Here is a 25,113-nt window from a genome sequence, read left to right as displayed (position 1 = left end):
GCGTCATCCCCGGTGACACGGTCGTGGTCTACGGTGCTGGTCCGGTCGGGCTCATGGCTGCCCTGTCTGCCATGATCAAGGGCGCCAGTAAAGTCTGGGTTGTGGACCGACGCCCCGACCGGCTGGCCCTCGCCGAGCAGATCGGCGCGATCGCCGTTGATGACTCGAAGACTGACCCGGTTCAGTTCGTTTTGGACCAGACCAAGGGTATCGGCGCTGACCGGGGATGTGAATGCGTAGGCTATCAAGCCCACGACCCCCAGGGCACCGAGGATCCTGCCATGACTCTGAACCGGCTGATCCAGTCCGTGCGCATCACCGGGGGCATCGGCGTAGTCGGTGTCTTCCTGCCGGCGGATCCTGGCGGCTTCGACGAGAACGCCAAACAGGGCAAGCTTGCTATTGACTACGGCCTGCAGTGGCTCAAAGGCCAGAGTATGGGCAGCGGCCAATGCCCGGTGAAGAAATACAATCGGCAACTGCGCGACCTGATTGCCGTCGGCAAGGCCAAGCCGTCGTGGATCGTCTCACACGAGGTCCCGCTCAGCAAAGCCGCGGATGCCTACAAGAACTTCGGCGACCGCAACAACGGGTGGACCAAAGTCATCCTCAAGCCCGAATAGGGCAACGTCGAACGAACTCGCCGCAGCGCGATCAACCCTCAGACTCGACGAGTGAGGGCGTGAACTCGAGTTCGTTCAATGATCCACACCGAAAGCGCAACCAGCACAAGCTCCAACATGGGCGCGACCTTCGGCGGGGCGGCACTTGCGAGTGCCGCCCCGCGTTCAGCGCGGTGCCCTGATCAGAGGAGCCACCGTGCCGACCCAGACCCCACGGGATAGCGACAATTACATCGCCGTGAGCCACGTGCGGGGCGGGAGAAATCCTACGAGAACGCAAGTGGCCGGCGTAGCAGCCTATGTGGATGCCGGCGCGGCCGCCAACCCGGCCGGCCCCTCCGTGAGCAGGGTTCGAAATTCGTCGGCGTCGAGGATTCGAATACCGAGGGTTTCGGCCTTGCCGAGTTTCGATCCGGCGCCCGGCCCTGCTGCCACGAAGTCCGTGTTCTTGGACACGCTCGATGCGCTTTTACCGCCGGCGGCGATGATCGCCTCCTGCGCGCCCTCCCGGGTGAAGCCCTCGAGTGATCCGGTGGCCACGACGGTCAGCCCCGCGAGCACTCCCCCGGCGGCCTCGGCCGCGCCCGGACCGGGGTGGCCCGGCGTGGCGAACTGCACGCCGGCCGCGGCCCACTGGGTGACGATATCTTCGTGCCAGTCCACCACGAACCAGGCGAGCACTGCGTCGGCGATGATGCCGCCAACCCCGTCGACCCCGGCGAGTTCTTCGCGGGTCGCCGCACGAACGGCGTCGAGTGAGCCGAAGTGGTTGGCCAGTGCCCGGGCGGCGACCGGGCCGACATGACGGATGTTCAGGCTCACCAGAATGCGCCACAGCGGCTTCGTCTTGGCCTTCTCGATCTCGGTCAGGAGCTTGAGCGCGCTGGAGGACGGCTGCAGGCCGGTCAGACCCTGCTTCTTCTCGGCCGGACTCGGATTGCGACAAAACGGCATACGAATTTTCGCAACTCCGTCGTCTTCCTTCGGCAAGCCCGTTTCGGCGTCGCGCACGATCACCTGGATGGGCAACAGGTCGGCAAGTTTTAGGGCGAACAAGCCGGCCTCGGTCGACAGCGGCGGTTCGGCCGGCACGGTCGGCTGGGTGAGCGCAGAAGCCGCGACCTCGCCGAGCACCTCGATGTCGAGCCCCCCACGGCTGCCGATGTGTTCGACCCGGCCGCGCACCTGCGCGGGGCAGCTGCGCGCGTTCGGGCAGCGCAGGTCGATGTCGCCCTCTTTGGCCGGGGCCAGCGGGGTGCCGCATTCCGGGCAGTTCTGGGGCATGACGAATTCGCGTTCGGTGCCGTCGCGCAGTTCGACGACCGGGCCCAGTACCTCGGGAATGACGTCGCCGGCCTTGCGCAGCACGATCGTGTCGCCGATCAGGACCCCTTTGGCCTTGACGACGTCCTGGTTGTGCAGTGTCGCCTGGCGTACCTCGCTGCCGGCCACGAGTACTTTTTGCATGACCGCGAAGGGGGTGGCGCGGCCGGTGCGGCCGACACTCACGACGATGTCGAGCAGTTTCGTGTTGACCTGCTCCGGCGGGTATTTGTAGGCGATCGCCCAGCGCGGCGCCCGATTGGTGGCGCCAAGCTCGGCGTGCAGGGCCAGTTCATCGATCTTGATCACGATGCCGTCGAGTTCGTGCACGACGCTACCGCGGTGCGCTCCGTAATATTCGATGAACTCAGCCGCCTCGGCGACCGATGGGACCACGCGAAAGTAGCTGCTGGTCGGCAACCCCCAACCTTGGAGCAGGCCGTAGACCTCGGACTGGGTCTGCACGGGTGGGTTCTCCCAGGCGCCGATACCGTGAACGAGCATGCGCAGCCGACCCAGGCGCGCCTTCATGAGGCGCAGCTGGTCCGCGTTTTTGCCGGAGGCTTTCTGCCGCAACGACCCGGCCGCAGCGTTGCGGGCGTTGGCGAACATACGCTCGCCGGCCGCGGACTGCGCCGCGTTCAGTTCGTCGAACGCGACCGTCGGAAAGAACACCTCTCCGCGCACCTCCATGAGCGACGGATGCCCGGTGCCAGCCAGGCGACTCGGGATGCCGGGCACGAGGTCGATGTTCTCGGTCACGTCTTCGCCAACGACCCCGTCGCCGCGGGTCGCGGCGGAGACGAGCACTCCATTGGCGTACCGCAGGTTGATGGCGAGGCCGTCGATCTTGAGCTCGCACAGGTAGTGCACCGCGCGACCGGAGTTCTCCGCGGCTTTGCGAGCCCAGGCCTCGAATTCTTCGAGGGAGAAAACGTTGTCGAGGCTGAGCATGCGTTCGGCGTGTGTCACCGGGTCGAACAGGGTGACTTCGGCCCGACCACCAACCGTTTGGGTGGGGCTGTCCTGGCTCGCCAGCTCGGGATGCAATCGCTCGAGTTCGCCGAGGTGCTGAACCAGCCGGTCGTACTCGGCGTCGGAGATGACGACGGTATCGCGCTCGTAATAGGCGTCACGGGCAGCGAGCACGCGGGTAGTGATATCGGCAGCCTCGGCGGCTGCGGCGCTCAGCGCGTCGGGTGTGGTGGCAGCAACGGACTCAGGCATTGACCGGGACGGGGCTGGCCGAAGCGGTGGGGACAGTACCGGTGGGAACAGAAGCGGTGGGGACAGTACCGGTGGGAACAGAAGCGGTGGGAACAGAAGCGGTGGGAACAGAAGCGGTGGGGACAGAAGCGGTGGGGACAGTAGCGGTGACAGCAACCGGAACGGCGCTGACAGTGCGGTCGATGGTGCATTGGCCGAGTACCCGGGTTCCGACATACAAGACGGCGGTCTGCCCGGGGGCGACGCCAGCCAGCGGCTCGTTCGGAATGATGCGTAACTCGACCGAGCCGCGGACTCCGGTCACTGCGGTGGTCGAGACGACCTGGGCCACCGCGGGTACCGGGTCGGCGTGGGCGCGGATCTGCACGTGGCAGGGGAACGCGACATCTGGATGTTCGGGGGCAAGCCCCGCCCAGGTGTATTTGTTGCCGGCGATCTCCTTGATAGCGAGAGCCTCCTTCGGACCGACGACGACCGTGTTGGTGATCGGACGTACCTCGAGCACGAAGCGCGGCTTGCCGTCGGCGGCCGGAGTGCCGATCGACAGTCCCTTGCGCTGGCCGACGGTGAACGCGACGGCGCCGTCGTGCTGGCCGAGGGTGTTGCCTTCCCGGTCGAGGATGTTGCCGGTCACCGGCGCGACGCGTTCGCCGAGCCAGCCCTTGGTATCGCCGTCGGGAATGAAGCAGATGTCGTAGGAATCGGGCTTGTTGGCCACCGAGAAGCCGCGCTCGGCCGCTTCGGCGCGCACCTCGGCCTTGGTCGGCGTGGCGCCGAGCGGAAACATGGAGTGGTTGATCTGGTCAGCGCTGAGCACGCCGAGCACGTAGGACTGGTCTTTCGCCCAGGCGGCCGCGCGGTGTAGTTGCTTGTTGCCATCGGCATCCGTCAGAATACTCGCGTAGTGGCCGGTGCAGACGGCGTCGAAGCCGAGGGCCATAGCCTTTTCGAGCAGGGCGGCAAACTTGATCTTCTCGTTGCAGCGCATGCACGGGTTCGGCGTGCGGCCGGCGGCGTACTCGGCGATGAAGTCGTCGACGACGTCGAGTTTGAATCGTTCTGAGAAGTCCCAGACGTAGTACGGAATGCCCATGATGTTGGCCGCGCGCTGGGCATCCATCGAATCTTCCACGGTGCAGCAGCCACGGCTGCCGGTACGCAGTGTGCCCGGCATCCGGCTCAGCGCCAGATGCACGCCAACCACCTCGTGTCCAGCTTCGACCGCGCGCGCGGCTGCGACGGCGGAATCAACACCGCCACTCATTGCTGCTAAAACCTTCACTCAACGAGTGTACGCGGAGTGCCCGTTTGAGCAAACGTCAGCCCGTCAGTGCCCGGGCACCCGATCGGCCAGACCGGCAACGAGCGCCTGGGCGTGGGCTGCGGGCAGAGCCGCGAGCAGCGCGTCGACGTCGGCGTCGGTCGACGTATGGCCGAGGGTGATGCGCAGGGCCCCGCGGGACTCGACCTCGCTGCGTCCCATCGCCCGCAGCACGTGCGAGGGTTCCGGCACCCCGGCCTGACAGGCTGATCCGGTCGACACCGACACCCCGGCCGCGTCGAGCAGGAACAACAGCGAGTCGCCCTCGCAGCCGGGAAAGCTGAAGTGGGCGTTGCCCGGCAGCCGGGTGGTCGGGTCGCCGTTGAGTACGGCGCCGGGAGCGACCAGCGCCACACCGGCAATCACCCGGTCGCGCAGCGCCGTCAGGCGAACGGTTTCAGTGCCTCCCGCCCCTTCTGGCTGCCGGGCCGCCCGCTGCTCGACGGTGATGGCGGATGCCGCCACCGCGAACGAGACCGCCGCCGCGACATCCTGGGTGCCGCTACGCACCTTGCGCTGCTGGCCGCCGCCGTGGATGAGTGGCTCGACGGTCGTCGCCCGGCCGAGTACGAGCGCGCCGATGCCGACCGGGCCGCCGACCTTGTGCGCCGATACGCTCAGCGCCGACACACCGGCAGCGGCGAGCGTGCGAAAGTCGACCGGAACGTACCCGTAGGCGGCGACAGCGTCGACGTGCACCGGAATGCCGTTGGCGGCGGCGAGCGCCGCCACCTCGGCGACGGGCTCGAGGGTACCGACCTCATTATTGGCCATGATCACACTCACCAGCGCAACGTCCAGGGGGTCACGCGCAATGGCATCCGCCAGCGCGCCGAGGTCGATGCGTCCCTCATGATCGAGCGGAATCCACTCGACGATGGCTCCGTCGTGCTGTGCGAGCCACTCCACCGTATCGAGGGTCGCGTGGTGTTCGCCGCCGGGCACCAGAATGCGCCGGCGCGGGGCGCGGGCCCAAAACAAGCCCTTGATGCCGAGGTTGATCGCCTCGGTGCCGCTTCCGGTGAAGACGACTTCGATCGGATCGCAGGCGAGACTGGTGGCCACGATCTCGCGCGATTCTTCGAGCATCCGTTTGGCATTCTGGCCCTGGCTGTGCACCGAGGCAGGGTTACCGACGACGCTCATCGCTTCGGCGTAGGCGGCAATAGCGGCGGGAAGCATCGGCGTGGTCGCCGCGTGATCCAGATAGACAACCATGCCTGCCATTTTACAGTCGAGCGGATGCCGGTGGTCGTCACGCTCGCCCACACTGATTACTCTTGAATCCATGAGTTCCACCGACCCCCTGCGCAACCTCGGTGTGCGACTAACCAGCGCCGGCGGCGAACTCCGCGTCTGGGCCGAACATGCCGACGCCATGGACCTGTGTCTGTTCGACGAGATCGACCCGAACTGGATCATCAAAAGCGTACCGATGGCGCAGGATGCGCACGGCGTGTGGTCGGGCAAATCGCGCACGCTGTCACCGGGGCGCCGATACGGCATCCGTGTGTCAGGCCCGGCCAGCGCACAGAATTCTTTTCACCCCGAGAAGACCCTGATCGAACCGTATTCACGTGGCCTGGTTCGGGTCGGCGCCGGATTGTGGCAGTCCTCGGTGGTCGACGACTATTTCGATTGGAACGGCGCCGAGAAGCCGGGCACGGCCCTCGATCACACCGTGGTCTACGAGGCGCACGTGCGCGGCCTCAGCCGGCTGAACCCGCTGGTTCCGGCCGCGCTGCGAGGCACCTACGCCGGTCTCGCCCATGAATCCACCATCGCCTACCTGAAGGACCTCGGCGTGACCGCGGTTGAACTCTTGCCGGTGCAGGCGTTCGTGTCGGAGCAGCGCTTGATCAAACAGGGCCTGATCAACTACTGGGGCTACAACACCCTCAATTTCTTTTCCCCGCACGCCGACTACGCCACCCAGGCTGCCCAGTCCGCCGGGCCGGCAGCGGTGCTGCGCGAGTTCAAGGGCATGGTCAAGCTGCTGCACGAGGCAGGGCTCGAGGTCATCCTCGACGTCGTCTACAACCACACCGCCGAGGAGGGTCGCAACGGCCCGGTCACGAGTCTGCGCGGCATCGACAATGCAGGCTACTACCGGCAGGACGAGTCCGGTGCCTACATCGACGTAACCGGCTGTGGCAATACGGTCAACTTCAGCCACGACGTGCCGAAACGGCTCGTGCTCGATTCGCTGCGCTACTGGGCCAACGACCTGCAGATCGACGGGTTCCGCTTCGACCTGGCGGCGACGCTCGGCCGCGACGGCGGCGTCGTCTACGACCCGGAGCATCCGCTGCTCACCGAGATTCGCGACGACCCGGAGCTGGCCGGCGTGAAACTCATCGCGGAGCCGTGGGATGTCGGCCAGGGCGGCTGGCAGACCGGCAATTTTCCGCCCGGCTGGACCGAGTGGAACGACCGCTACCGCGACCGCATGCGGGACTTCTGGCTTTCGGATATGAAGAGCCTGCGCCTGAGTGGCTCAGCCGGCAGCGGGATCGGACGGTTCGCGACGCGGGTCGCCGGTTCCTCGAACACTTTCTCCGAGAAGCGAGGCCCACTCGCCTCGCTCAACTTCATTACCGCGCACGACGGGTTCACCCTCGCCGACCTGACCGCGTACGACGTGAAACACAACCTCGGCAACGGCGAGTCGAACCGTGACGGCACCGACAACAACAGCTCGTACAACCACGGGGTGGAGGGGCCGACTCGCGACGTGGCCATACTGGCCACCCGTCGCAAGGCCATGCGCAACCTGCTCGGCACCCTGCTCCTGTCGGCCGGCATCCCCATGCTCACCGCCGGCGACGAGTTCGGGCGCAGCCAGCGCGGCAACAACAACGCCTACTGCCAGGACAGCGAGCTGACCTGGCTGAACTGGGATTTCGACGACTGGCAGCAGGACCTGCACCGGGTCACTCGCCGCCTGCTGCAGCTGCGCCGGGAGAACCCGGCGTTGCGTCCGGTGCACTTCGGGCGGTTCGGTGAGACCACGCCGAGTGCCAGCCAGCTTGACTGGTACAACATCGACGGCGAGGCGCTCACCGGCGACGCCTGGAACTCGCCGACCGAGCGCACTCTGCAGTACATGGCGGCGTCGACCCCCGAGCATGAAGCGTTCAACCGCATCCTGCTCGTGATCAACGCGCGGGAGCAGGACGAGACGGTCACACTGCCCAGGCATGAGGGAGTGGATGCGTATACGTTGCTCTGGGATTCCAGTCACGACGACCTGCGTGACTCGGTCATCGAGCACGCACCGGGCACTTCCCTGTTCGTTCCGGGTGCCTCGATGCAACTCATGCGCGCTCACGGCGCGCTCGTGCCGCGCCGCACGCCCCTTGCCTGAGCCAGCTAACCTGCGACGGCGACCAGCCCCATTTCGGCTGGGCTGATGAGCAGGTCATTCTTCGGAACGACGCGCACGGTGTAACCGAACGTTCCGGCCCGGTCGAGTTCAACCGTTCCCGTGAACAGGGTGGCTCCCCCGGCGGGTGCTTCTTTCACCAGTACCGGTTCGAGCGCCTGATTCACCACATCGCGCAGTTCATCGGTGCCGACGCTTTTACCGTAGACAACCTCGACGGTCACGTCTTCAGCGACGAGTCCGCCGAGCTGCACGTGCGCGCGCAGGTGCAGCTCATCACCCACTTCTGGCACCGACGAAACGCCGCCCGATTCGACGTGGGTCACCGCGACCTGCGGCCAGGCCGAGACGATCCGCCCTTTCCAGGCCGCCAGTTCGCGGGCCGCGCGGTAGTTGTTCGCCGACATGAGCGCTTCGTAGTGCCCGGCCGGGCGATACAGACGTTGCACATACTCACTGACCATGCGGTCAGCGGAAAGTGCGGGCGACAGGGTACTGAGGGTGTGCCGGATATTTGACACCCATCGTTCGGGTACGTCGTCGCCGTTGCGTTCATAGAACGTCGGGGCAACCTGGTGTTCGATCAGGTCGTACAGCGCCTCAGCTTCGAGCCGGTCCCGTTCGGCGGAGTCACCGGCCGAATCGGCCGACGGAATTGCCCATCCGTTCTTGCCGTCATAGTATTCCGGCCACCAGCCGTCGAGAATCGACAGGTTGAGGGCGCCGTTCAAGGCCGCCTTCATGCCGCTCGTGCCGCAGGCCTCGAGCGGGCGGAGTGGATTGTTGAGCCAGACATCCGTTCCCGGATACATGAGCTGGGCCATCGCAATGTTGTAGTCGGGGAGAAAAGCGATGCGCGTGCGCAGGGCCGGATCCGCCGCGAACTGCACGATCTTCTGAATCAGTCGTTTGCCCTCTTCATCGGCGGGATGTGACTTGCCGGCGATGACGATCTGAATCGGATGCTCCGGGTGCAGCAGCAGGGCGCGCAGACGTTCAGGGTCGTGCAGCATCAAGGTCAGGCGCTTGTAAGTAGGAACGCGGCGGGCGAATCCGATGGTCAGCACGTTCGGGTCGAACACCCGGCCCATCCAGGCCGGGGGGATCCCGCCCGGGTTCTGGTCGCGCCAGGCATTATGCAGACGGCGGCGAGCATCCTCGACGAACTGCAGGCGCATCTGCCCCCGCACCGACCACAGGTCCTGGTCGGACACATCAGGGGAGGCCCAGTTCGCCGTCGAGGTGTCGCTCGTGCCGAGCTTGGCGTTGGCGAGGCTCTTCAGCGCCGGGTCGGTCCAGCTCTGCGCGTGGACACCGTTCGTGATGGACGTAATCGGTACATCCGCTGAATCAAAACCAGGCCAGAGCCCGTTGAACATTCTGCGACTGACCTCGCCGTGCAGGGTCGAAACGCCGTTGGCGTGCTGGCCGAGGCGTAATCCCATGACGGCCATGTTGAACACCTCCGAGGAGCCCCCGGAGTAACTCTCCGCTCCGAGCGCGAGCAGGTCTTCCACGTCGACGCCGGGCAGCAGATCGGTGCCGAAATAGCGCCGCACGAGGGAACGCTCGAAGCGGTCGATGCCAGCGGCGACCGGAGTGTGGGTGGTGAACACGGTTCCGGCACGGGCCACCTGCAGGGCTTCCTGAAAGTTCAGGCCCTCGCCGATCAGGCTGGAGATGCGCTCAAGGCCGAGGAACCCGGCATGGCCTTCATTGGTGTGGAACACGTCGGGCTCCGGCAGTCCGTGCAGCGAGCTCCACAGCTTCACGGCGCGGGCACCGCCGATGCCCAGCAGGAGTTCCTGGAGCAACCGATGTTCGCCGCCGCCGCCGTACAGGCGGTCGGTGACCAGGCGCAGGTCGTCAGCATTCTCGGGAATGTCGGCGTCGAGCAGCAGCAGGCGAACCCGACCCACCTTGGCCTGCCAGACGCGGGCATGCAGGGTGCGGTCGTCGGGCAAAGCGAGGGACACCTGCACGGCCGAACCGTCGGCCCGGCGCAGCACGGCGAGCGGCAGCCCGTCGGGGTCGAGCAGCGGGTAGCTCTCCATCTGCCAGCCGTCAGGCGAGATGGCCTGGCTGAAGTAACCGGCACGATAGAACAGCCCCACGCCCACCAGCGGCAGGCCGAGGTCGGACGCGCTCTTGAGGTGGTCACCGGCCAGAATGCCCAGGCCCCCTGAATACTGCGGCAGGGCAGCGGCGATGCCGAACTCCGGTGAGAAATACGCGATCGCAGCCGGTTTTTCGCCCTCGAGCCCCTGGTACCAGCGTGGTCGATCGAGATAATCGCGCAAGCCGTCTCTGGTGGATTCAACCTGCGCCACATAGTCGTGGTCCTGCGCCAGCTCGTCGAGGCGACGTGGGTCGACGGCGCCGAGCAGGGCGACCGGATCGGCACCGATCTCGCGCCACAGCTCAGGAGCGATGCGCTCGAACAGCTGCCGGGTGGGTTCATGCCACGACCAGCGGAGATTGCCGGCAAGCTCCTCGAGAGCCGCGAGGGGCCCGGGGAGAACGGCACGGACAGTAAATTTGCGGATGGCCTTCACGAGGTCAACCTTAGGGGTGCCGGATGACTAATCTGTGACACCTCGATCGACGCGCGCAGGCACGCCCGATGGAATCGACGCGCACGGGCACGCCCGACGGGAGGGGAGCGCCACGGCCGCTGTTCACGCTACGGTCATGGTGTGGCCAAGACAGCAGCGAAAAAGACGATCCAGCCGGCAGTATCGAGCACTGCTCGCACGACCGTGTCCGCGGATACCGCGGCGGGGAGCGGTTTCACCGCTTCCATGGGTCGCATCCCGGTTCTTGACCTGTCCCCCCAGCTAAACGACAATCGCTGGCCGGTCCGCGCCTTCGTCGGTGAAGTCGTGCCGTTTGCCGCGACCGCTTTTCGCGAGGGGCACGACCTCATCGGTGTCGACCTGCAGCTCACGGCGCCGGATGGCAGCACGACGCGACATCCAATGGTGCTGCAGGCCGACGGTACCGACCGCTACGGCATCGAGGCGCAGCTCGGCGTCCCGGGTCACTGGCAATATCGGGTGCGCGCGTACGCCGACGACTTCGCGACCTGGGAACACAACGCGGCGATCAAGATACCGGCGGGCATCGACGTCGAGCTCATGTTCACCATCGGCGGGGTTCTCCTGGCACAGGCCGGCCGCGATACCGGCCGCCCAATCGCCGCCCGTCGTTTGTTCCAGGCCGCTGCCACATCGCTTGCCGACACCGGCAAATCGGCCACTGAGCGTTTTCTCGCGGTAGCGGATGCCGCGCTGCGGCAGGCCATCGCTGCTCGCCCCCTCGCTGGCCTGGCCTCCTTCTCGGCCGAACGCACGATCATCGTCGAACGCGACAGGGCCGGTGTCGGTTCCTGGTATGAATTCTTCCCGCGCTCTGAGGGCGCCGTTCGCCGCGCCGACGGCAGCTGGAAGAGCGGAACCTTTCGCACCGCAGCCAAACGCCTGCCCGCCGTGGCCGCCATGGGCTTCGACGTGCTCTACCTGCCCCCGATCCACCCCATCGGGCAGGCCTTCCGCAAGGGCCCGAACAATTCGCTCACCGTTTCCCCCGGCGACCCGGGGTCGCCCTGGGCCATCGGCTCGTCTGACGGCGGCCACGACGCCATCCACCCGGACCTCGGCACCGTCGCAGACTTCAGCTTTTTTCTGAAGAAGGCCGCCTCCCTCGGTATCGAACTCGCTCTCGACTTCGCCTTGCAGGCCTCCCCCGATCATCCCTGGGTGAAGGAACACCCGGAGTGGTTCACGACCCTGCCCGACGACACCATTGCCTTCGCGGAGAACCCGCCGAAAAAATACCAGGACATCTACCCGATCAATTTCGACAACGATCCCGCCGGCATCCGCGCCGAGGCGCTGCGACTGCTGCGCCACTGGATCAGCCTCGGCGTGCGCATCTTTCGCGTGGACAACCCGCACACCAAGCCGCTCGACTTCTGGGAGTGGCTTATCGCCGAGGTCAATGCCACTGACCCGGACGTGGTTTTTCTGGCCGAGGCATTCACCCGTCCAGCTCTCATGCAGGCCCTCGGCAAGGTCGGCTTTCAGCAGTCGTACACCTACTTCACCTGGCGCAACACGAAGAGCGAGCTCGAGGAGTTCTTCGACGGTCTCGCCACCGACACCCCCGACTTTCTGCGCCCGAACCTGTTCGTGAACACCCCCGATATCCTCACCGAGTACCTGCAATTCGGCGGCCCGGCGGCATTCAAGATTCGGGCGGCGCTCGCCGCCACTGCCGCGCCGAGCTGGGGGGTCTATGCCGGTTTCGACCTGTTCGAAAACGTCGCTCGGCCGGGCGCGGAAGAGAGCATCGACAACGAGAAGTACGAGTACCGGCCGCGCGACTGGAACACGGCCGAGGAGCTCGGAAAATCCCTCGCTCCCTACATCACGCTGCTCAACCGCATCCGCTCCGAGCATCCCGCGCTGGGCCAGCTGCGCAACCTCGACATCCACTCGAGCGACGATGACTCGATCCTCGTCTACAGCAAATTCCTGGGCGCTGCCTTCACCGGAACGGGTCAAGCGGATGCCCTCATCATCGTCGCCAACGTCGACCCGCACTCGGTGCGCCAAACGGTGGTGCACCTCGACGTGACCCGATTCGGCATTGCCCGCGGCGACACCTTCGACGTGCACGACCTCGTCTCCGGCGTCACCTGGACCTGGTCGTCCGATAACTTCGTGCGTCTGGACGCTTTCACCGAACCGGTGCATATTCTGCACGTCACGCCGCACGATCCGGCCCGGGCACTCGCATGAGCGGCGGCAAGGACAAAAACGCAAAGCATAAGAAACACGACACAACGAGCACGAAGGGTCAGGGAAAGAACATCGACGGCAAGAAGGCACAGTCCCCCAAATCCGGGCCCAAGAAGATCCAGAAGCATGCGGCCCCGATCGAACCGGTGCCCGACCACGTGCTCGAGGCTGTCGCTGCCGGCCGGTACTACAACCCGCACGAAGTTCTGGGCCAGCACCTCGCCGTCCAAGACGGTGTGTCAGACCCGGTCGTCATCATGCGGGCACTACGTCCCCTCGCTACCGAGGTGTTCGCCATTCTCGCTAACGGATCGCACGTTGAGCTGACCCACCTCGCGCACGGCATCTGGCAGGGCGAGGGCATCGTCGGGCTCAGCGACTACGAGGTCGAGGCCCGCTACGAGAACGCCCCGCCCTGGATTTGTGATGACCCGTACCGCTTCATCCCGACGCTCGGCGAACTCGACCTGCACCTGATCGGTGAGGGTCGCCACGAACGACTCTGGGACGTGCTCGGGGCCCACCACCGCCAGCACCAGGGTGTCACGGCGTCCTCCACCGGTACCTCCTTCGCGGTGTGGGCACCGCACGCCCGTGCCGCCCGGGTGATCGGCGACTTCAACGGCTGGAACGGCGTCACCCACGCCATGCGCAATATGGGCAGCACCGGCGTCTGGGAGCTGTTCATTCCGGGCCTCACGCTCGGCGCCAACTACAAGTTCCAGCTGCTCGCGCAGTCCGGCGACTGGGTCGAGAAGGCCGACCCGATGGCCCGGCTCGCCGAGGTACCGCCGCAGACCGCGTCGATCGTCACCGAGTCGCACTATGAGTGGTCGGATGCCGCCTGGCTCGCTAATCGCACGGCCAACGATCCCCACAACCAGGCTATGAGTGTGTACGAGATGCACGTCGGCTCCTGGCGCCCTGGCCTCGGGTACCGCGAGTTGGCCGATGAGCTGGTCGGGTACCTGCTGGAGCTCAGTTTCACGCACGTGGAATTCATGCCGCTGGCTGAGCATCCGTTTGGTGGCTCCTGGGGCTATCAGGTGAGCGGCTACTATGCACCGACCAGCCGGTTCGGTTCCCCCGACGACCTGCGCTACCTGATCGACCGGCTACACCAGGCCGGCATCGGTGTGATCATGGATTGGGTACCCGGCCACTTTCCCAAGGACGATTTCGCCCTGGCCCGCTTCGACGGCCAGGCCCTCTACGAACACCCGGACCCGCGCCGCGGGGAGCAGCTGGACTGGGGTACCTACATCTTTGATTTCGGCCAGATGCAGGTACGCAACTTTCTCGTCGCCAATGCGCTGTACTGGCTCGAGGAATTCCACATCGATGCGCTGCGTGTCGACGCCGTCGCCTCGATGCTCTACCTCGACTATTCGCGCGAGGCCGGGCAGTGGGAGCCGAATAAGTACGGTGGCAACGAGAACCTCGAGGCGATCAGCCTGCTGCAGGAGATCACCGCCACGGCGTACAAGCGCAATCCGGGCACGATCATGATCGCCGAAGAATCCACGAACTGGGGCGGGGTGACCGCGCAGACCAGCGGCGGCGGGCTCGGCTTCGGTTTCAAGTGGAACATGGGCTGGATGCACGACTCGCTCGAATATATGCAGGTCGACCCGATGTACCGCTCGTACCACCACAATGACATCACGTTCTCGTTCATCTACGCCTTCAGCGAGAATTTTCTGCTGCCGATCAGCCACGACGAGGTCGTGCACGGCAAGGGCGCCCTGGTCTCGAAGATGCCCGGTGATTCCTGGCAGCAGCTCGCCAACGTGCGCGCCTACCTTGCTTTCATGTGGGCGCACCCAGGCAAGCAACTTTTGTTCATGGGAAGCGAGTTCGGTCAGCGCTCGGAGTGGAGCGAGGACCGCGGACTGGACTGGTGGATGCTCGACCAGCCGGCGCACCGCGGCCTGTTCAACCTCGTTGCCCAGCTCAACCGGGTTTACCGAGATAATGCCAGCCTGTGGAGCCGAGACAACGACCCGGGCGGCTTCGAGCTACTCGACGGCGGGGCCGCGGGCCAGAACGTCGTGTCGTTTCTGCGCTGGGACAACCACGGCGTTCCCGTCGCCTGCTTCTTCAACTTTGCCGGGCATCCGCATACCGACTACCGAGTCGGCCTGCCGTTCGCCGGGCAGTGGGAAGAGATTCTCAACACGGATGCCGGCGACTTCGGTGGGTCCGGCGTGGGAAACCAGGGCGCCGTCGAGGCTTACAACGAGCCGTGGGCCGGTCGCCCGGCATCGGCAACCCTGACCCTGCCGCCCCTCGCTGGCTTATGGTTGCGTCTCCGCCGTTAGGCGCATTCCGCTCGAGCGCGCCTGGTCTGTGCTACTGAGTCAGCCGGCCACTAGGCGCACTCGCGCGCACTCGGGAAATCAGTACAGGAGGGCGGTCAGACGCGAACGGGTGGGGGGAACCCGTGGGTCGTCTTGACCGACGACCTCGAACAGCTCGAGAAGGCGCTCGCGGATCGCGTTGCGGCCGGCTGCGGGCTGTGCCGGAAAGAGTCCCAGCAGGCGATCGAAGGCGTCCTCGATGTGACCTCCGGATAAGTCGAGGTCGGCCACCAACAATTGCGCGTCGAGATCGTCGGGGGCGGATGCCGCGCCATTGCGAATCTGATCGATGGTCTTACCCTGCAGCCGGGCGAGAAGACTCACCTGCGCCAGACCGGCAACGGCCATCGTGTCGTTCGGGTTCTGTGCCAGTGCGGTGCGGTACTCACTCTGGGCGGTGGCGTAGTCGCCAGCCTCGATGGCCGTGTACGCCTCCAGGTGGTGCGGCGGCAGAGGCTCCGGGGTGGCGGCAACCGGTTCGGCGTCCGCGTCTGCATCTGAGGCCTGGGCCTGGGCCGTGCCTGTCACACCCTGCTGCGCCGCGAGCTCCAGAACGCGACCGAGCACCTCGGTGATCTGCTCCTCACCGAGTGGACCGTTGAAAAGCTGTACCGGCTGACCGGTGATGACGGCGGCGACCGTAGGCACGGACTGGGCTTGGAATGCCTGTGCGAGCTGCGGATTCGAGTCGATATCCACGCGGGCCAGTACGAACTTGCCGGCGAAGCCCTGAACGATCTTCTCCAACACGACCATGAGCTGTGTCGAGGGTTCGCTTCGGGATGCCCACAGCCCGACGACCACGGGAACGCGGGAAGACAAGTCGAGCAGTTCGCCAAAATTGGCGTCGGTACCCTCGAGAACAAGGCTCGGAAGGGTGACGGTACCGGAGGGTGCCGCAGCGCCGCCGGCGATGGATGCGCCAGTGTCGGCCGCCGGGGTCGTTCCCGCCGGGGCACGGTTCACGAGCGAGGAGAGGTCGACCGCTCCGCGCAGGTTCGATCCGAAAGGGGGCATATTCGTCATGGAAGCTCCGCCGATGTGATGAGGCCCTGGGCAAAGCCCAGAAGCACGATTTTGTCGCTAGAACCAGCCGTGGGTACGTAGAACAGCAGTTGGTCGCGGTAGGTGTTTTGAAAGCCCTTGGCCGTAGTGGTGATGCCCGATAGTGCCTTCGTGGCGAGGGCATCGGCGGCCGGGCCCACCGTAGCCCCGGCATCGACCGGTTTGACCGTTTCAGTCTCCGTCATACTGACCGCCACGATGCTGCCAGAGTCGTTGGTCGCGAGGGCTACGGCCTCGTCGGTGCCCGCAGAAGCCGCGAAGTCGATCGAAGCGGTCGACGGCAGGGCAGCGACCTTGGCCGCGTTCAGGTCAGCGACCTGAACGCGAAAATTATCCCCCTCGATCTCGAACAGCCCGAATGAGGGGCTCGCCTCGCCCTGCAGCAGGATATCGGCATAGGCGGCGGCCAGTTCGTTCGGCGGCAACAACAACAACTTGTTGTCGGGGGCGATGGCGGGAGCGCCGACGATGGCGGGCGCCACCTTCGGAACATGCGCCGACTGCTCCAGCGCGAACAGATACTGCACGTGATAATTTGTGCGGGGCGATTCCTGCTTGAGGATGACCGCCATGGTCGGTATGCTCGGATTGTTTTCGTCCTGGATTACGGTCATGACAACACGAGGCCAGGAGTTCGTCTGCTGCGGCAGCGTGAACGTGAGCGGCGCACCCGCCAGGGCAACCAGCGGGGCTACTGCCGGATCGACGGCACGGATCTTGTAGTTGGCCAGTCGTTGTTCCAGGGCCGGGCCGGTGAATCGCGTCGCAATAGTCTCTGTATTCAGGGTCGTATCGGCGTCCGCGCTGAGCAGCGAAATCTCGCTCATGATCGTTTCCAACTGGGAGACAGTGACGGCGGGCGGCGGCAACTCGGCGGCAGCTTCGACAGAATCGGTGGGCTGAGGCGTCGGCGTTGGCGTCGCTGTGGCTGTGCTGGTCGTGCTGAAATCAGGCCACAGATCGGCCGAACAGCCACTCAGCGCCAGGCCGGAGACCACGATCATGGGAAGGATGGCCACCCGGCGGGCGATTCCCCGCCGCGAAGTCGTGATCTGACTGGCTTTGATCGCCTTCGGACGCGGTGCGCGCGGCAAACGCGGCATTCGGGGACCGCGGGGCACATTGCGACGCGGCCTGCGAGAGCGACGCAGATGCAGCAGGGCCAGTACGTACAACACCAGTCCGGCCAACAGAAGCACGGCACCACCAGCGAGCAGCGGGCCGGCCCACGGGGTCGAATTATCGGACGCCCACGACAAACGGATGCTGGACGGTGCCGGTGCGATCCCGTCCGACGCGACGAGCACGGAGATACCCTCCGGCAGGGTCAGCGTGGTTGTCACGGACTTCGTGCCGGTGTACTCCTCGAGCCACAAGTCCGACCCGGCTGGATTCACGATCGCGGCGGCGACATCCGCTGTGGCGGCGTCACCCGACGTGCCCTCGGCATTGTCGGCGGTGACGGCGTCGGTGACGGTGGAGGTGAGTTCGCCCGATTTCTCGCTGAGGCCGACAGTGGCGTACGCGTCGTCCGCAATCCACGCGGCGACGTCTTCCGAACGGCCGTACGCGAGGAAGATAGCGCCATCTCCGCGCACGTTGATGGTCTGGCTGCCCGTCGACGCTGACAGCGCGCTCGGATCTATCACGGTGTACTTCGTGTCGCCCGTGACGGAAGAGGCGAGGGAAGTGAAAGCGGGCTCAAGAAAGATTGTTCGCTGTGCGATGCCGAGAACGATCATCACGGCAGCAAGCACGAAGGCCACGATGGCAAGAACAAATCGCACGGATCACCCTTCAGCTTGTGTGCTGGTTGGTATTATTCAGTCACTTTGGCTGACTCCTGCGCCTGAAGGTGCTCAGACACAGACCTTCTACGATACTGCCTTCTTCTGAAAGGTGCCTAATAGCGCCGGCGCCCCACCGTCGACGGGCGGGTACTCGCGGCGGCGCCAGCACACTAAAATTGGGGGTGTTCCCCGTCATGCATGATCCATCTAGGGCCGGGGCCCCATGTGCAAGGAGTAAAAAGTGTCTGACGACGAAGCTGATTTCACCCAGGTATTTCGCGGCTACGACAAGGATGAGGTCGCCAAGGCCATCCAGTCTCTACGTCGCGAACTGATTCAGGCCAACACTCAAAACGCCGAGGCCGGCCGCGAAGTCAAACGGTTGGCGGCGCGCATTGACGATCTCAACGCTGAAATCGAAGAGGTGGGCAGCCCCACCTTTTCCGGCCTCGGAACCAAACTGGAGAATACCCTTCGCGTCGCCGAGGAGCAGTCCACCCGAGTCATCGCCCAGGCCGATATCGACGCCGAAAAGCTGCGCGCCGCGACGGCCGACGAGGTGCAGCTGCTCCGCCACAATGCTCTCGAGCAAGCCGAACGCACCCTGTCCGATGCCGCAGTGAAGGCACGTCGGGTTCTCGATGACGTGCGGGTTGAAGCTGATGACGTGCGCGCCCGCGCCCAGGACGACCAGGCACAGGTTGTCCAGGATGCCGTTCGCGATGCCTCCCTGATTCGGGGCGCTGTCGCCACCGAGGCCGCCGAAGCGCGTGCAACGGTCAAGCGTGAGGTATCGGCCATCCGCTCTGAAGCCGATCGGGAAGCAGCAGAAGTGCGCGTAGTGGCCCAGCGGGAAGCTACCGAGGCTCGTGAGATCGCGGCTGGCCTTACCCACGAAACCGAACTCACCCGCGCCGAAGTGGCCTTGGAACTCGACCAGCAGCGCGCTGACCTGCAACGCGAAACCGAACAGGCCCGCGTCGATCTGACCGCCGAGACGGAGCAAGCCCGGGTCGATCTGGCCAAGGATTCCGAGCAGGCGCGGCTGGACGGTGCACACGAGGCAGATCAGGCCCGCACCCTGCTCGCCGCCGAGGTCGAGCAAGGGCGAATCGATCTAGCCCGCGAGATCGAACAGGCACACGCGGTGACGGAGGTCGAACGCGAGCAGGCCCAGACCGATCTCGCTCGAGAGCTCGATCGCAAACGCGCCGGTTTGGCCCGTGAGATCGAGCAAGGCCGCGCAGCCCTCGTCGCCGAGGTTGAGCAGGCCGCCGCCGACCTGGCCCGGGAGAACCAGCAAGCCGGAATCGACGCCGAGGCCGAAGCCGAGCAGGCCCGCATCGATTTGGAGAACCAGCTCACCGCCACGCGCAAGAAGGGCGAGCACGAGGCGAGCCGCCTGGCCCGGGAGATCGATCAGGCACGAGCCGACTTCGATGTCGAGCTGAAAGCCCGCCGTGACGAGGCCGAGCAGGAGCACCTCGCCCGGCATCAGGAGGCCGTGGCGCAGACTCAGAAGTTTCAGGCGGATGCCGCCAGGCAGCTTACCGAGACGAGTGAGCGCACGGCCGAGCTGCGCACCCTCAACGAGCAACTCGATGCCGGCGCGCGCGAAGAAGCCAAGGCGAACAAGGAACTCGCCGAAGAGAACGCCGCGGGCATTCTCAGGGACGCGCACGCCGCTGCGACCACTCTCGTGACCGACGCCACAACACGCTCACGCACCCTCGTGGCGGACGCCGAAGACCGGCTGTCCCAGATTAGAATTGAGCGCGACGCCGTGGCCGGGTACTTTGAAAGTCTGCGCAGCGTTTTGACGCAGGCAGAACGGGTCGCAGCCGAGTAATTCCCATCCCTGGAGTCGACTACGTGAAAATACAAAATGCCTTCCGGTTCGGACTCGTCGGAACGTTGGGCGTTGGGCTGGGCTTACTGATCATCACCTCGGTGATCACCCTGCAGACGATCATTATCTACGTCGGGGCGGCGCTGTTCATCGCGCTCGGCCTCGACCCGGCCGTCTCCTGGCTGGAGAAGAAGAAGTTCCCCCGCTGGGCTGCGATTCTGACCGTGGTCGCAGCGGTGCTCGGTGTTCTGACCGGCGTCGTATTCGCAATCGTGCCGATCATCGTCGACCAGGTGTCCAAACTTTCCAGAATCTTTCCCGAATTGGTGCGGGGCGTGAACTCGTCGACCTTCCTGGCCGATCTCCAACAACAGTTCCCCGGGCTGGACGTGTCGAGAATCACCAAGACGATCACTGATTTTCTGGGCGGTAATCTATCGAATATCACCACGACGATCGTCCAGTCCGGTCTGGCGTTTGTGAGCGGATTGTTTGGTGCGCTGATCATCTTGATCCTCACGCTGTATTTCACGGCCTCATTGAACGCCATGAAGCGAGCCACCTACCAGCTGGTTCCCGCATCCAAGCGAGCACGCTTCACCGACCTGAGCGAGCAGATCACTACGGCCGTCGGTCGGTACATCGTGGGCCAGGCCGCGTTAGCCTCCGTGAACGGTGTGCTGAGCTTCATCTTTTTGTCGATCATCGGGGCGCCATTTCCGGCGCTCCTCGCCTTCATCGCCTTCCTGCTGTCCTTGATCCCGCTGGTCGGTACTATCTCCGGCTCCATCATCATCGTGCTGACCTGCCTGATTCCTGAAATCGGCAGTTCACCCCAGACGGCTCTGGCCGCGGCGATCTACTACCTCATCTATATGCAGGTCGAGGCATACATCCTCAGCCCGAACATCATGAGTCGGGCCGTCTCCGTGCCGGGTGCTGTCGTCGTGATCGCTGCCCTGGCCGGAGGAAGTCTGCTCGGTATCCTCGGTGCCCTGATCGCCATTCCGGTCGCGGCGTCCGTCATTATGATCGTCAAACAGGTCGTCATCCCCCGCCAGAACGAACTCTGAGGCTTTGGTCGACAGCGCGCTCACGACGCGTCGGGTAGCCCGGTGGTCCACTCAGTCGGCAGGGGCAGGGCGCCCGGGTTGACTGTAGCGACGATCTCGCTGAGAACACGGCGGGTCAGGGTCTCGCCAACCCACAAGTGTTTGCCGCCTTCAACGGCGACCAAACGCAGGCCGGGTACAGTGGCAAACCGCGAGCGGGCGGCATCCGGCCTGAGGTAGTCGTCGAATTCGGGGATCACAGCGACCAATTCACGTTCGTTCCCGGCCCACGCCGCCAACTCTTCGCTGGTCGTGCGGTGCAGCGGGGGTGACAGCAGGATGGCGCCACGAATCGGGTGCTCCAGGCCGTACTTCAGGGCGAGTTCAGTGCCGAATGACCAGCCGACCAGCCACGGGTTGGGCAGGTGGCGTTTAGCGACGAAAGCCATCGCCGCGGCTACATCGGCTCGTTCGGTCAGTCCGTGACCGAAATTTCCGTCACTTGTACCGCGCGGCGATGACGTACCGCGGGTGTTGAACCGCAGCACGGCCAGATCAGCCAGGGCGGGCAGCCGGTTCGCCGCCTTGCGGAGAATATGCGAGTCCATGAAACCGCCGGCGGTGGGCAGCGGATGCAGCGTGACGAGTGTGGCCACCGGTGCCCTGCCGACCGGGGTGGCCAGTTCGCCCACCAGGGTTAGACCGTCGCTCGTGTGCAGCTCGACGCGTTCGATGGTGGCCGGCAGTTCGATGCCGCCACGAATGTCAACCGGCACGGTCGCTGCTCCTTCTGGGCTCTCGGGGCCGTTGGTCACTTGATCTTCCAACAGTGAGTGTGCCAGTGCCGCCGGTTGGCGAGGTCGGCATCGTCACCGAGTACCCCGTCGCCGCGCCACGTGACGATATGAGCGGTACCGGGGGCGATGCTCTGGGTGCAACCGGGACACAGGTATGCTTTGGCCGCCTGTTTGGCGGGAACCGGCTGAACGTGCCAGAGGCCGTCACGCCGGACTTCGCTGCGACGCCATCCCGCGAGCAGATGATTCAGGCCAACGTCTGCGTCGTCGTCGCTCGACTGCTGGGCCTTGCGGCCTCGGGGTCGATTGCTGCGCGCCATGATCCCAGTCTAAAGTGCGGGCTTGGTGCCGAACACCAGCGGGCCCGGCGCACCAGTTTGCGCCTAGTACCAGCCCGAAGCCTGGGACTTACCCCAGGCACCACACGGAGTGCCGTAGCGGCCCGTGATATACCCGAGACCCCACTCAATTTGGGTACCAGCGTTCGTGGCCCAGTCGTTGCCGGCCGACGCCATCTTGGAGCCGGGGAGCGATTGTGGGATTCCGTAGGCGCCGCTCGACCCGTTCTGGGCGTTGACGCGCCAACCCGACTCTTTCTGCCAGAGCGAGACCAGACAGTTGTATTGGTCTTCGCCCCAGCCGCGACCGGCAACGGCGTCGTAGGCATAAGCCTTCGCCGAGCCCGGATCGGGTACGGCAGCCGGCGGAGCGGTGAAGCTCTGGGCCTTTTTTTCAACCGCCACCACGATGGGCACCGGTTTGGGCTTTTCGGTGACAGCATAGCCGTCACGCGTAATGGTATTGGTGTAGCTGCCGGCAACGAGAACAGCTTGGGCAGGCCCGTCATCGGTCGTACTGCCAGCTATTTGAAAGTATGGTGACGCCGTAGCGCCCGAGTAGGGATCAACCACGGTGACGAGCACGAACGCGCAGGCGGCGGTGAACCCGAACAGAAAGTGCGCCGGCTTGACCCGGGGCCGCGTTCGACGAACGATCGGCTTGGCCGCAGCCGGAACGGTGTCGATTACTTTCAGATGCCTACCCATTACTAGACGACCCTAGCCGACAATTTTGATAACAGCCAAGTAACGGTGACCAAATCAGCGCACCGCGAGCATGACGTCCACGACGCTGTCCAACACCACATCCACCTGCGCTTCCCGGTATCCTCCCCGTTCGGGGCGAAAAACGGCCGTTCGCACCTCCGCGACCGTCAGCTCACGACCGTCGCGAAAATATTTCACCAATTTGTTGGCCAGACGGTCGACGTCCACTCGTTTGTAGCCGACCGCCAAAACGCTCGTGCGCGTGAAGCGGGCGCCGGGGGGGCGGCTGAGCCGGCCGACGATCACCTCGACGGCGGCCTCGGCTTCAGCCATCCACGCCTGTTCTCCCCCGGCCCGGGTCGCCTCATCGCGTTCTCGAGCGGCGAAAGCGTCTTCAAGTCGTTCCAGTGCCGCATCGACCTGGTCGGGTGAGTATCCGCCTTTGTGCATTGCGAAGGCCGTGTGGCGGATCCCCTCGGCCGTCAACCTGATACCGGTGCCGGTCTCGTTTTCCTCGGGCTGTTTCACGATCAGCGTGTGCGTGGCCTCGGCTCCGTTGGCGGCGCCCGGATCGTCGTCCGTGGTCGCCGGCAGCGTGGTCGCCGGCAGCGTGGTCGCCGGCAGCGTGGTCGCCGACAGGCTCGTCGCCGGCATCGTGGTCCCAGTCTCGGTACCGGCGGCGATCTCGTCAACGGATTCCAGAGCACCGGTATCAGCATCGAGTTCGTCGTCGTGCAGGTCAGGCTGGTCGTATGCGCGCCGGGCCGCAGCCAGAAACGCATCGACCTGGGTGACGTTGTAGCCGAGAGACTTCTTGTCCACTCGCGAAAATATGGTGCTCATACCCTCATTGTCTCGTACCAGGTTCGCGGGAGAAAAATCGGTCGCGCTCACGCAAAGACCAGATAGAGGGCGTAGGCAGCAGCGGCCGATGGCAGAATCGAGTCAAGCCGGTCCAGAAAGCCGCCGTGGCCGGGGAGCCACGAACTCATGTCCTTGATGCCGAGGTCGCGTTTGATCAGCGATTCGGCCAGGTCACCAAAGGTCGCAGTCAGCAGGATGACCGCTCCGAAGACCAATCCGAACCACCACGGCTGGTCGAGCATGAAGATCGAGAGCAGCACACCAGCGATCATGCAGATCAATCCGGCGCCAACAAAGCCCTCCCACGTTTTCTTCGGACTGATCGAGGGCGCCATCGGATGCTTGCCGAAGTTCAGGCCGCTGACGTACGCACCGGTGTCGGCGGAAATGACCAAAATCAGGAAGGCGAGCGTCCACCACTGTCCGTGGTCCTGGGCGACAAGCAGCACTGCAAAACTCGCGAGAAAGACGACGTAGACCTGAATCAGGATGCCACCGCCCACGTCGCCGAGGACGGAACGGGCAGTGGCGCGGTGCGACGCCATCACGAGTAAGGCCAGGCGCCACAACCCGATTAATACGATGCCGCCGAGCATGACGAACCATTGGCCGGTTGCCCCACCGTAGAACGCAGCCGGAACGATGGCGACCGCAGAGATAATCACGGGGATGCGCGGCACGTTACGTCCGGCACGCCGCAGGGCCTGTGCCAGTTCGAACGCGCAGAAGCCGACAATGACGACCGCGAAGATCATGAAGAGCTGTTTGATGATGATGAGACTGACCAACATTAAGCCGCCGAGCACAAGTCCAATCAGGATGGCCAGAATGAGGTTGCGCCCGGTGCGCGCTGCGATACGTTCGTTGGTCGCATCGAGTTGCGCCCGCGTGGCCTGCACCTGACGTTCGAAATCGGCCTTGGTCGTCTGCACCTGACGTTCGAAATCAGCTCGCGTCGTTTTCACCTGCGCCCGGAACTCGGCGCGACTGACACCGTTACCGCGTCTGTGCGGCTGGCCGTTCTCCGGTTTCTCGGTCATCTGAACGCTTCCTAGATCTCGAGAAGTTCGGCTTCCTTGCGCTTGAAGGCGTCGTCAATGCCGTCCACGTGGCTCTTGGTCATCAGCTCGAGCTCTTTCTCGGCGCGGGCGACCTCGTCGTCGCCGACCTCACTCTTGAGCGCATCGAGCTCGTCTTTGGCCTTGCGGCGAATGTTCCGCACTGAAATGCGGGCATCCTCTGCCTTGGCCTTGACGATCTTCACGAATTCCTTGCGGCGTTCCGTAGTGAGTTCGGGCAGCGTAGCCCGAATGGTGGTTCCGTCGTTGCCGACGTTGGCGCCCAGATTCGGAGTGTCGCGGATGGCGATCTCAATGTCGCGCAGCGCCGCTTTGTCGTAGGGACCGATCAGCATCGTGCGCGCTTCCTGGTTTTGCAGCGACGCGAGTTGTTCCAGCGGTGTCAGAGTGCCGTAGTAACTCACCAGAATTTTCGCGAACATTTGCGGGTTGGCGCGCCCGGTACGCACGGTGCCGAAGTCGTCTTTGGCGGCCTCGAGGGCCCGGTTCATGCGCGCAGTGGCATCGGAAAGAACATCCGCGATCACGGT

At 64.8% G+C, this 25,113-nt stretch carries 18 protein-coding genes; 6 read left to right on the top strand and 12 right to left on the bottom strand.

Annotated elements, in window-relative coordinates:
- Positions 1-623: zinc-binding dehydrogenase (locus E3T27_RS15465; RefSeq protein WP_166786239.1), on the top strand; the 623-nt coding region annotated here is incomplete at its 5' end.
- Between the two features lie 297 nt (positions 624-920).
- Here E3T27_RS15465 and ligA read toward each other — a convergent pair.
- From ligA to E3T27_RS15450, 3 genes are all read right to left on the bottom strand, one after another.
- Complete coding sequence (gene ligA, locus E3T27_RS15460; RefSeq protein WP_104197729.1) at positions 921-3,173, bottom strand: NAD-dependent DNA ligase LigA; 2,253 nt, start codon at positions 3,171-3,173, stop codon at positions 921-923.
- Positions 3,166-4,437 carry a tRNA 2-thiouridine(34) synthase MnmA gene (gene mnmA, locus E3T27_RS15455; protein ID WP_134573849.1) on the bottom strand — a complete coding sequence of 424 codons (1,272 nt, stop codon included), beginning with the start codon at positions 4,435-4,437 and terminating at the stop codon, positions 3,166-3,168. Before mnmA ends, ligA begins: the two co-directional genes overlap by 8 nt.
- 63 nt (positions 4,438-4,500) lie before the next feature.
- On the bottom strand, positions 4,501-5,712 hold the full coding sequence (locus tag E3T27_RS15450; protein ID WP_134573847.1) for a cysteine desulfurase family protein: 1,212 nt from the start codon (positions 5,710-5,712) through the stop codon (positions 4,501-4,503).
- Positions 5,713-5,782: 70 nt separating this feature from the next.
- Here E3T27_RS15450 and glgX point away from each other — a divergent pair, with 70 nt between their 5' ends.
- Positions 5,783-7,861, top strand: coding sequence for a glycogen debranching protein GlgX (gene glgX, locus E3T27_RS15445; protein ID WP_134573829.1), 2,079 nt, complete (start codon positions 5,783-5,785; stop codon positions 7,859-7,861).
- 5 nt (positions 7,862-7,866) lie between these two features.
- Here glgX and glgP read toward each other — a convergent pair whose 3' ends face one another.
- Entirely contained in the window at positions 7,867-10,434 is a 2,568-nt protein-coding gene (gene glgP, locus E3T27_RS15440; protein WP_134573827.1) for an alpha-glucan family phosphorylase, read from the bottom strand.
- A gap of 246 nt (positions 10,435-10,680) precedes the next feature.
- On the opposite strand from glgP, the gene E3T27_RS15435 reads away from it, so the two are divergent.
- Complete coding sequence (locus E3T27_RS15435) at positions 10,681-12,681, top strand: alpha-1,4-glucan--maltose-1-phosphate maltosyltransferase (RefSeq protein WP_104197724.1); 2,001 nt, start codon at positions 10,681-10,683, stop codon at positions 12,679-12,681.
- Positions 12,678-15,002, top strand: coding sequence for a 1,4-alpha-glucan branching protein GlgB (gene glgB, locus E3T27_RS15430; protein ID WP_104197723.1), 2,325 nt, complete (start codon positions 12,678-12,680; stop codon positions 15,000-15,002). The genes E3T27_RS15435 and glgB overlap by 4 nt, the downstream gene beginning before the upstream one ends.
- A gap of 78 nt (positions 15,003-15,080) precedes the next feature.
- Here glgB and E3T27_RS15425 read toward each other — a convergent pair whose 3' ends face one another.
- Both E3T27_RS15425 and E3T27_RS15420 read right to left on the bottom strand, forming a co-directional pair.
- Positions 15,081-16,067 carry a tetratricopeptide repeat protein gene (locus E3T27_RS15425; protein WP_134573825.1) on the bottom strand — a complete coding sequence of 329 codons (987 nt, stop codon included), beginning with the start codon at positions 16,065-16,067 and terminating at the stop codon, positions 15,081-15,083.
- The gene (locus E3T27_RS15420; RefSeq protein ID WP_134573824.1) at positions 16,064-17,893 is read right to left on the bottom strand and encodes a DUF8094 domain-containing protein; all 1,830 of its coding nucleotides are present in this window, start codon (positions 17,891-17,893) and stop codon (positions 16,064-16,066) included. The genes E3T27_RS15425 and E3T27_RS15420 overlap by 4 nt, the downstream gene beginning before the upstream one ends.
- 244 nt (positions 17,894-18,137) lie before the next feature.
- Here E3T27_RS15420 and E3T27_RS15415 point away from each other — a divergent pair, with 244 nt between their 5' ends.
- Both E3T27_RS15415 and E3T27_RS15410 read left to right on the top strand, forming a co-directional pair.
- A complete protein-coding gene (locus E3T27_RS15415; protein WP_104197720.1) occupies positions 18,138-19,745 on the top strand; it encodes a coiled-coil domain-containing protein in 1,608 nt (535 codons plus the stop codon).
- Between the two features lie 23 nt (positions 19,746-19,768).
- A complete protein-coding gene (locus E3T27_RS15410) occupies positions 19,769-20,818 on the top strand; it encodes an AI-2E family transporter (RefSeq protein WP_104197719.1) in 1,050 nt (349 codons plus the stop codon).
- Between the two features lie 20 nt (positions 20,819-20,838).
- On the opposite strand, the gene E3T27_RS15405 is transcribed toward E3T27_RS15410, so the two are convergent.
- The 6 genes from E3T27_RS15405 to frr all read right to left on the bottom strand — a co-directional run bounded on the left by E3T27_RS15405 (position 20,839) and on the right by frr (position 25,110).
- Positions 20,839-21,612 carry an alpha/beta hydrolase gene (locus E3T27_RS15405; protein ID WP_369831166.1) on the bottom strand — a complete coding sequence of 258 codons (774 nt, stop codon included), beginning with the start codon at positions 21,610-21,612 and terminating at the stop codon, positions 20,839-20,841.
- Positions 21,609-21,914 carry a hypothetical protein gene (locus E3T27_RS15400; RefSeq protein WP_174722233.1) on the bottom strand — a complete coding sequence of 102 codons (306 nt, stop codon included), beginning with the start codon at positions 21,912-21,914 and terminating at the stop codon, positions 21,609-21,611. Before E3T27_RS15400 ends, E3T27_RS15405 begins: the two co-directional genes overlap by 4 nt.
- Positions 21,915-21,977: 63 nt before the next feature.
- On the bottom strand, positions 21,978-22,640 hold the full coding sequence (locus tag E3T27_RS17090; RefSeq protein ID WP_241992283.1) for an aggregation-promoting factor C-terminal-like domain-containing protein: 663 nt from the start codon (positions 22,638-22,640) through the stop codon (positions 21,978-21,980).
- Between the two features lie 54 nt (positions 22,641-22,694).
- A complete protein-coding gene (locus E3T27_RS15390; protein ID WP_241992282.1) occupies positions 22,695-23,483 on the bottom strand; it encodes a DivIVA domain-containing protein in 789 nt (262 codons plus the stop codon).
- Positions 23,484-23,530: 47 nt separating this feature from the next.
- Entirely contained in the window at positions 23,531-24,544 is a 1,014-nt protein-coding gene (locus E3T27_RS15385; protein ID WP_134573822.1) for a phosphatidate cytidylyltransferase, read from the bottom strand.
- 11 nt (positions 24,545-24,555) lie between these two features.
- The gene (gene frr, locus E3T27_RS15380; protein ID WP_104126888.1) at positions 24,556-25,110 is read right to left on the bottom strand and encodes a ribosome recycling factor; all 555 of its coding nucleotides are present in this window, start codon (positions 25,108-25,110) and stop codon (positions 24,556-24,558) included.
- Positions 25,111-25,113 lie beyond the last annotated feature (3 nt).

Source organism: Cryobacterium lyxosi (assembly GCF_004403345.1).
GTDB lineage: Bacteria > Actinomycetota > Actinomycetes > Actinomycetales > Microbacteriaceae > Cryobacterium > Cryobacterium lyxosi.
The sequence above is the reverse complement of the archived record's forward strand: the minus strand, read 5'-3'. Positions and strand labels throughout refer to the sequence as shown.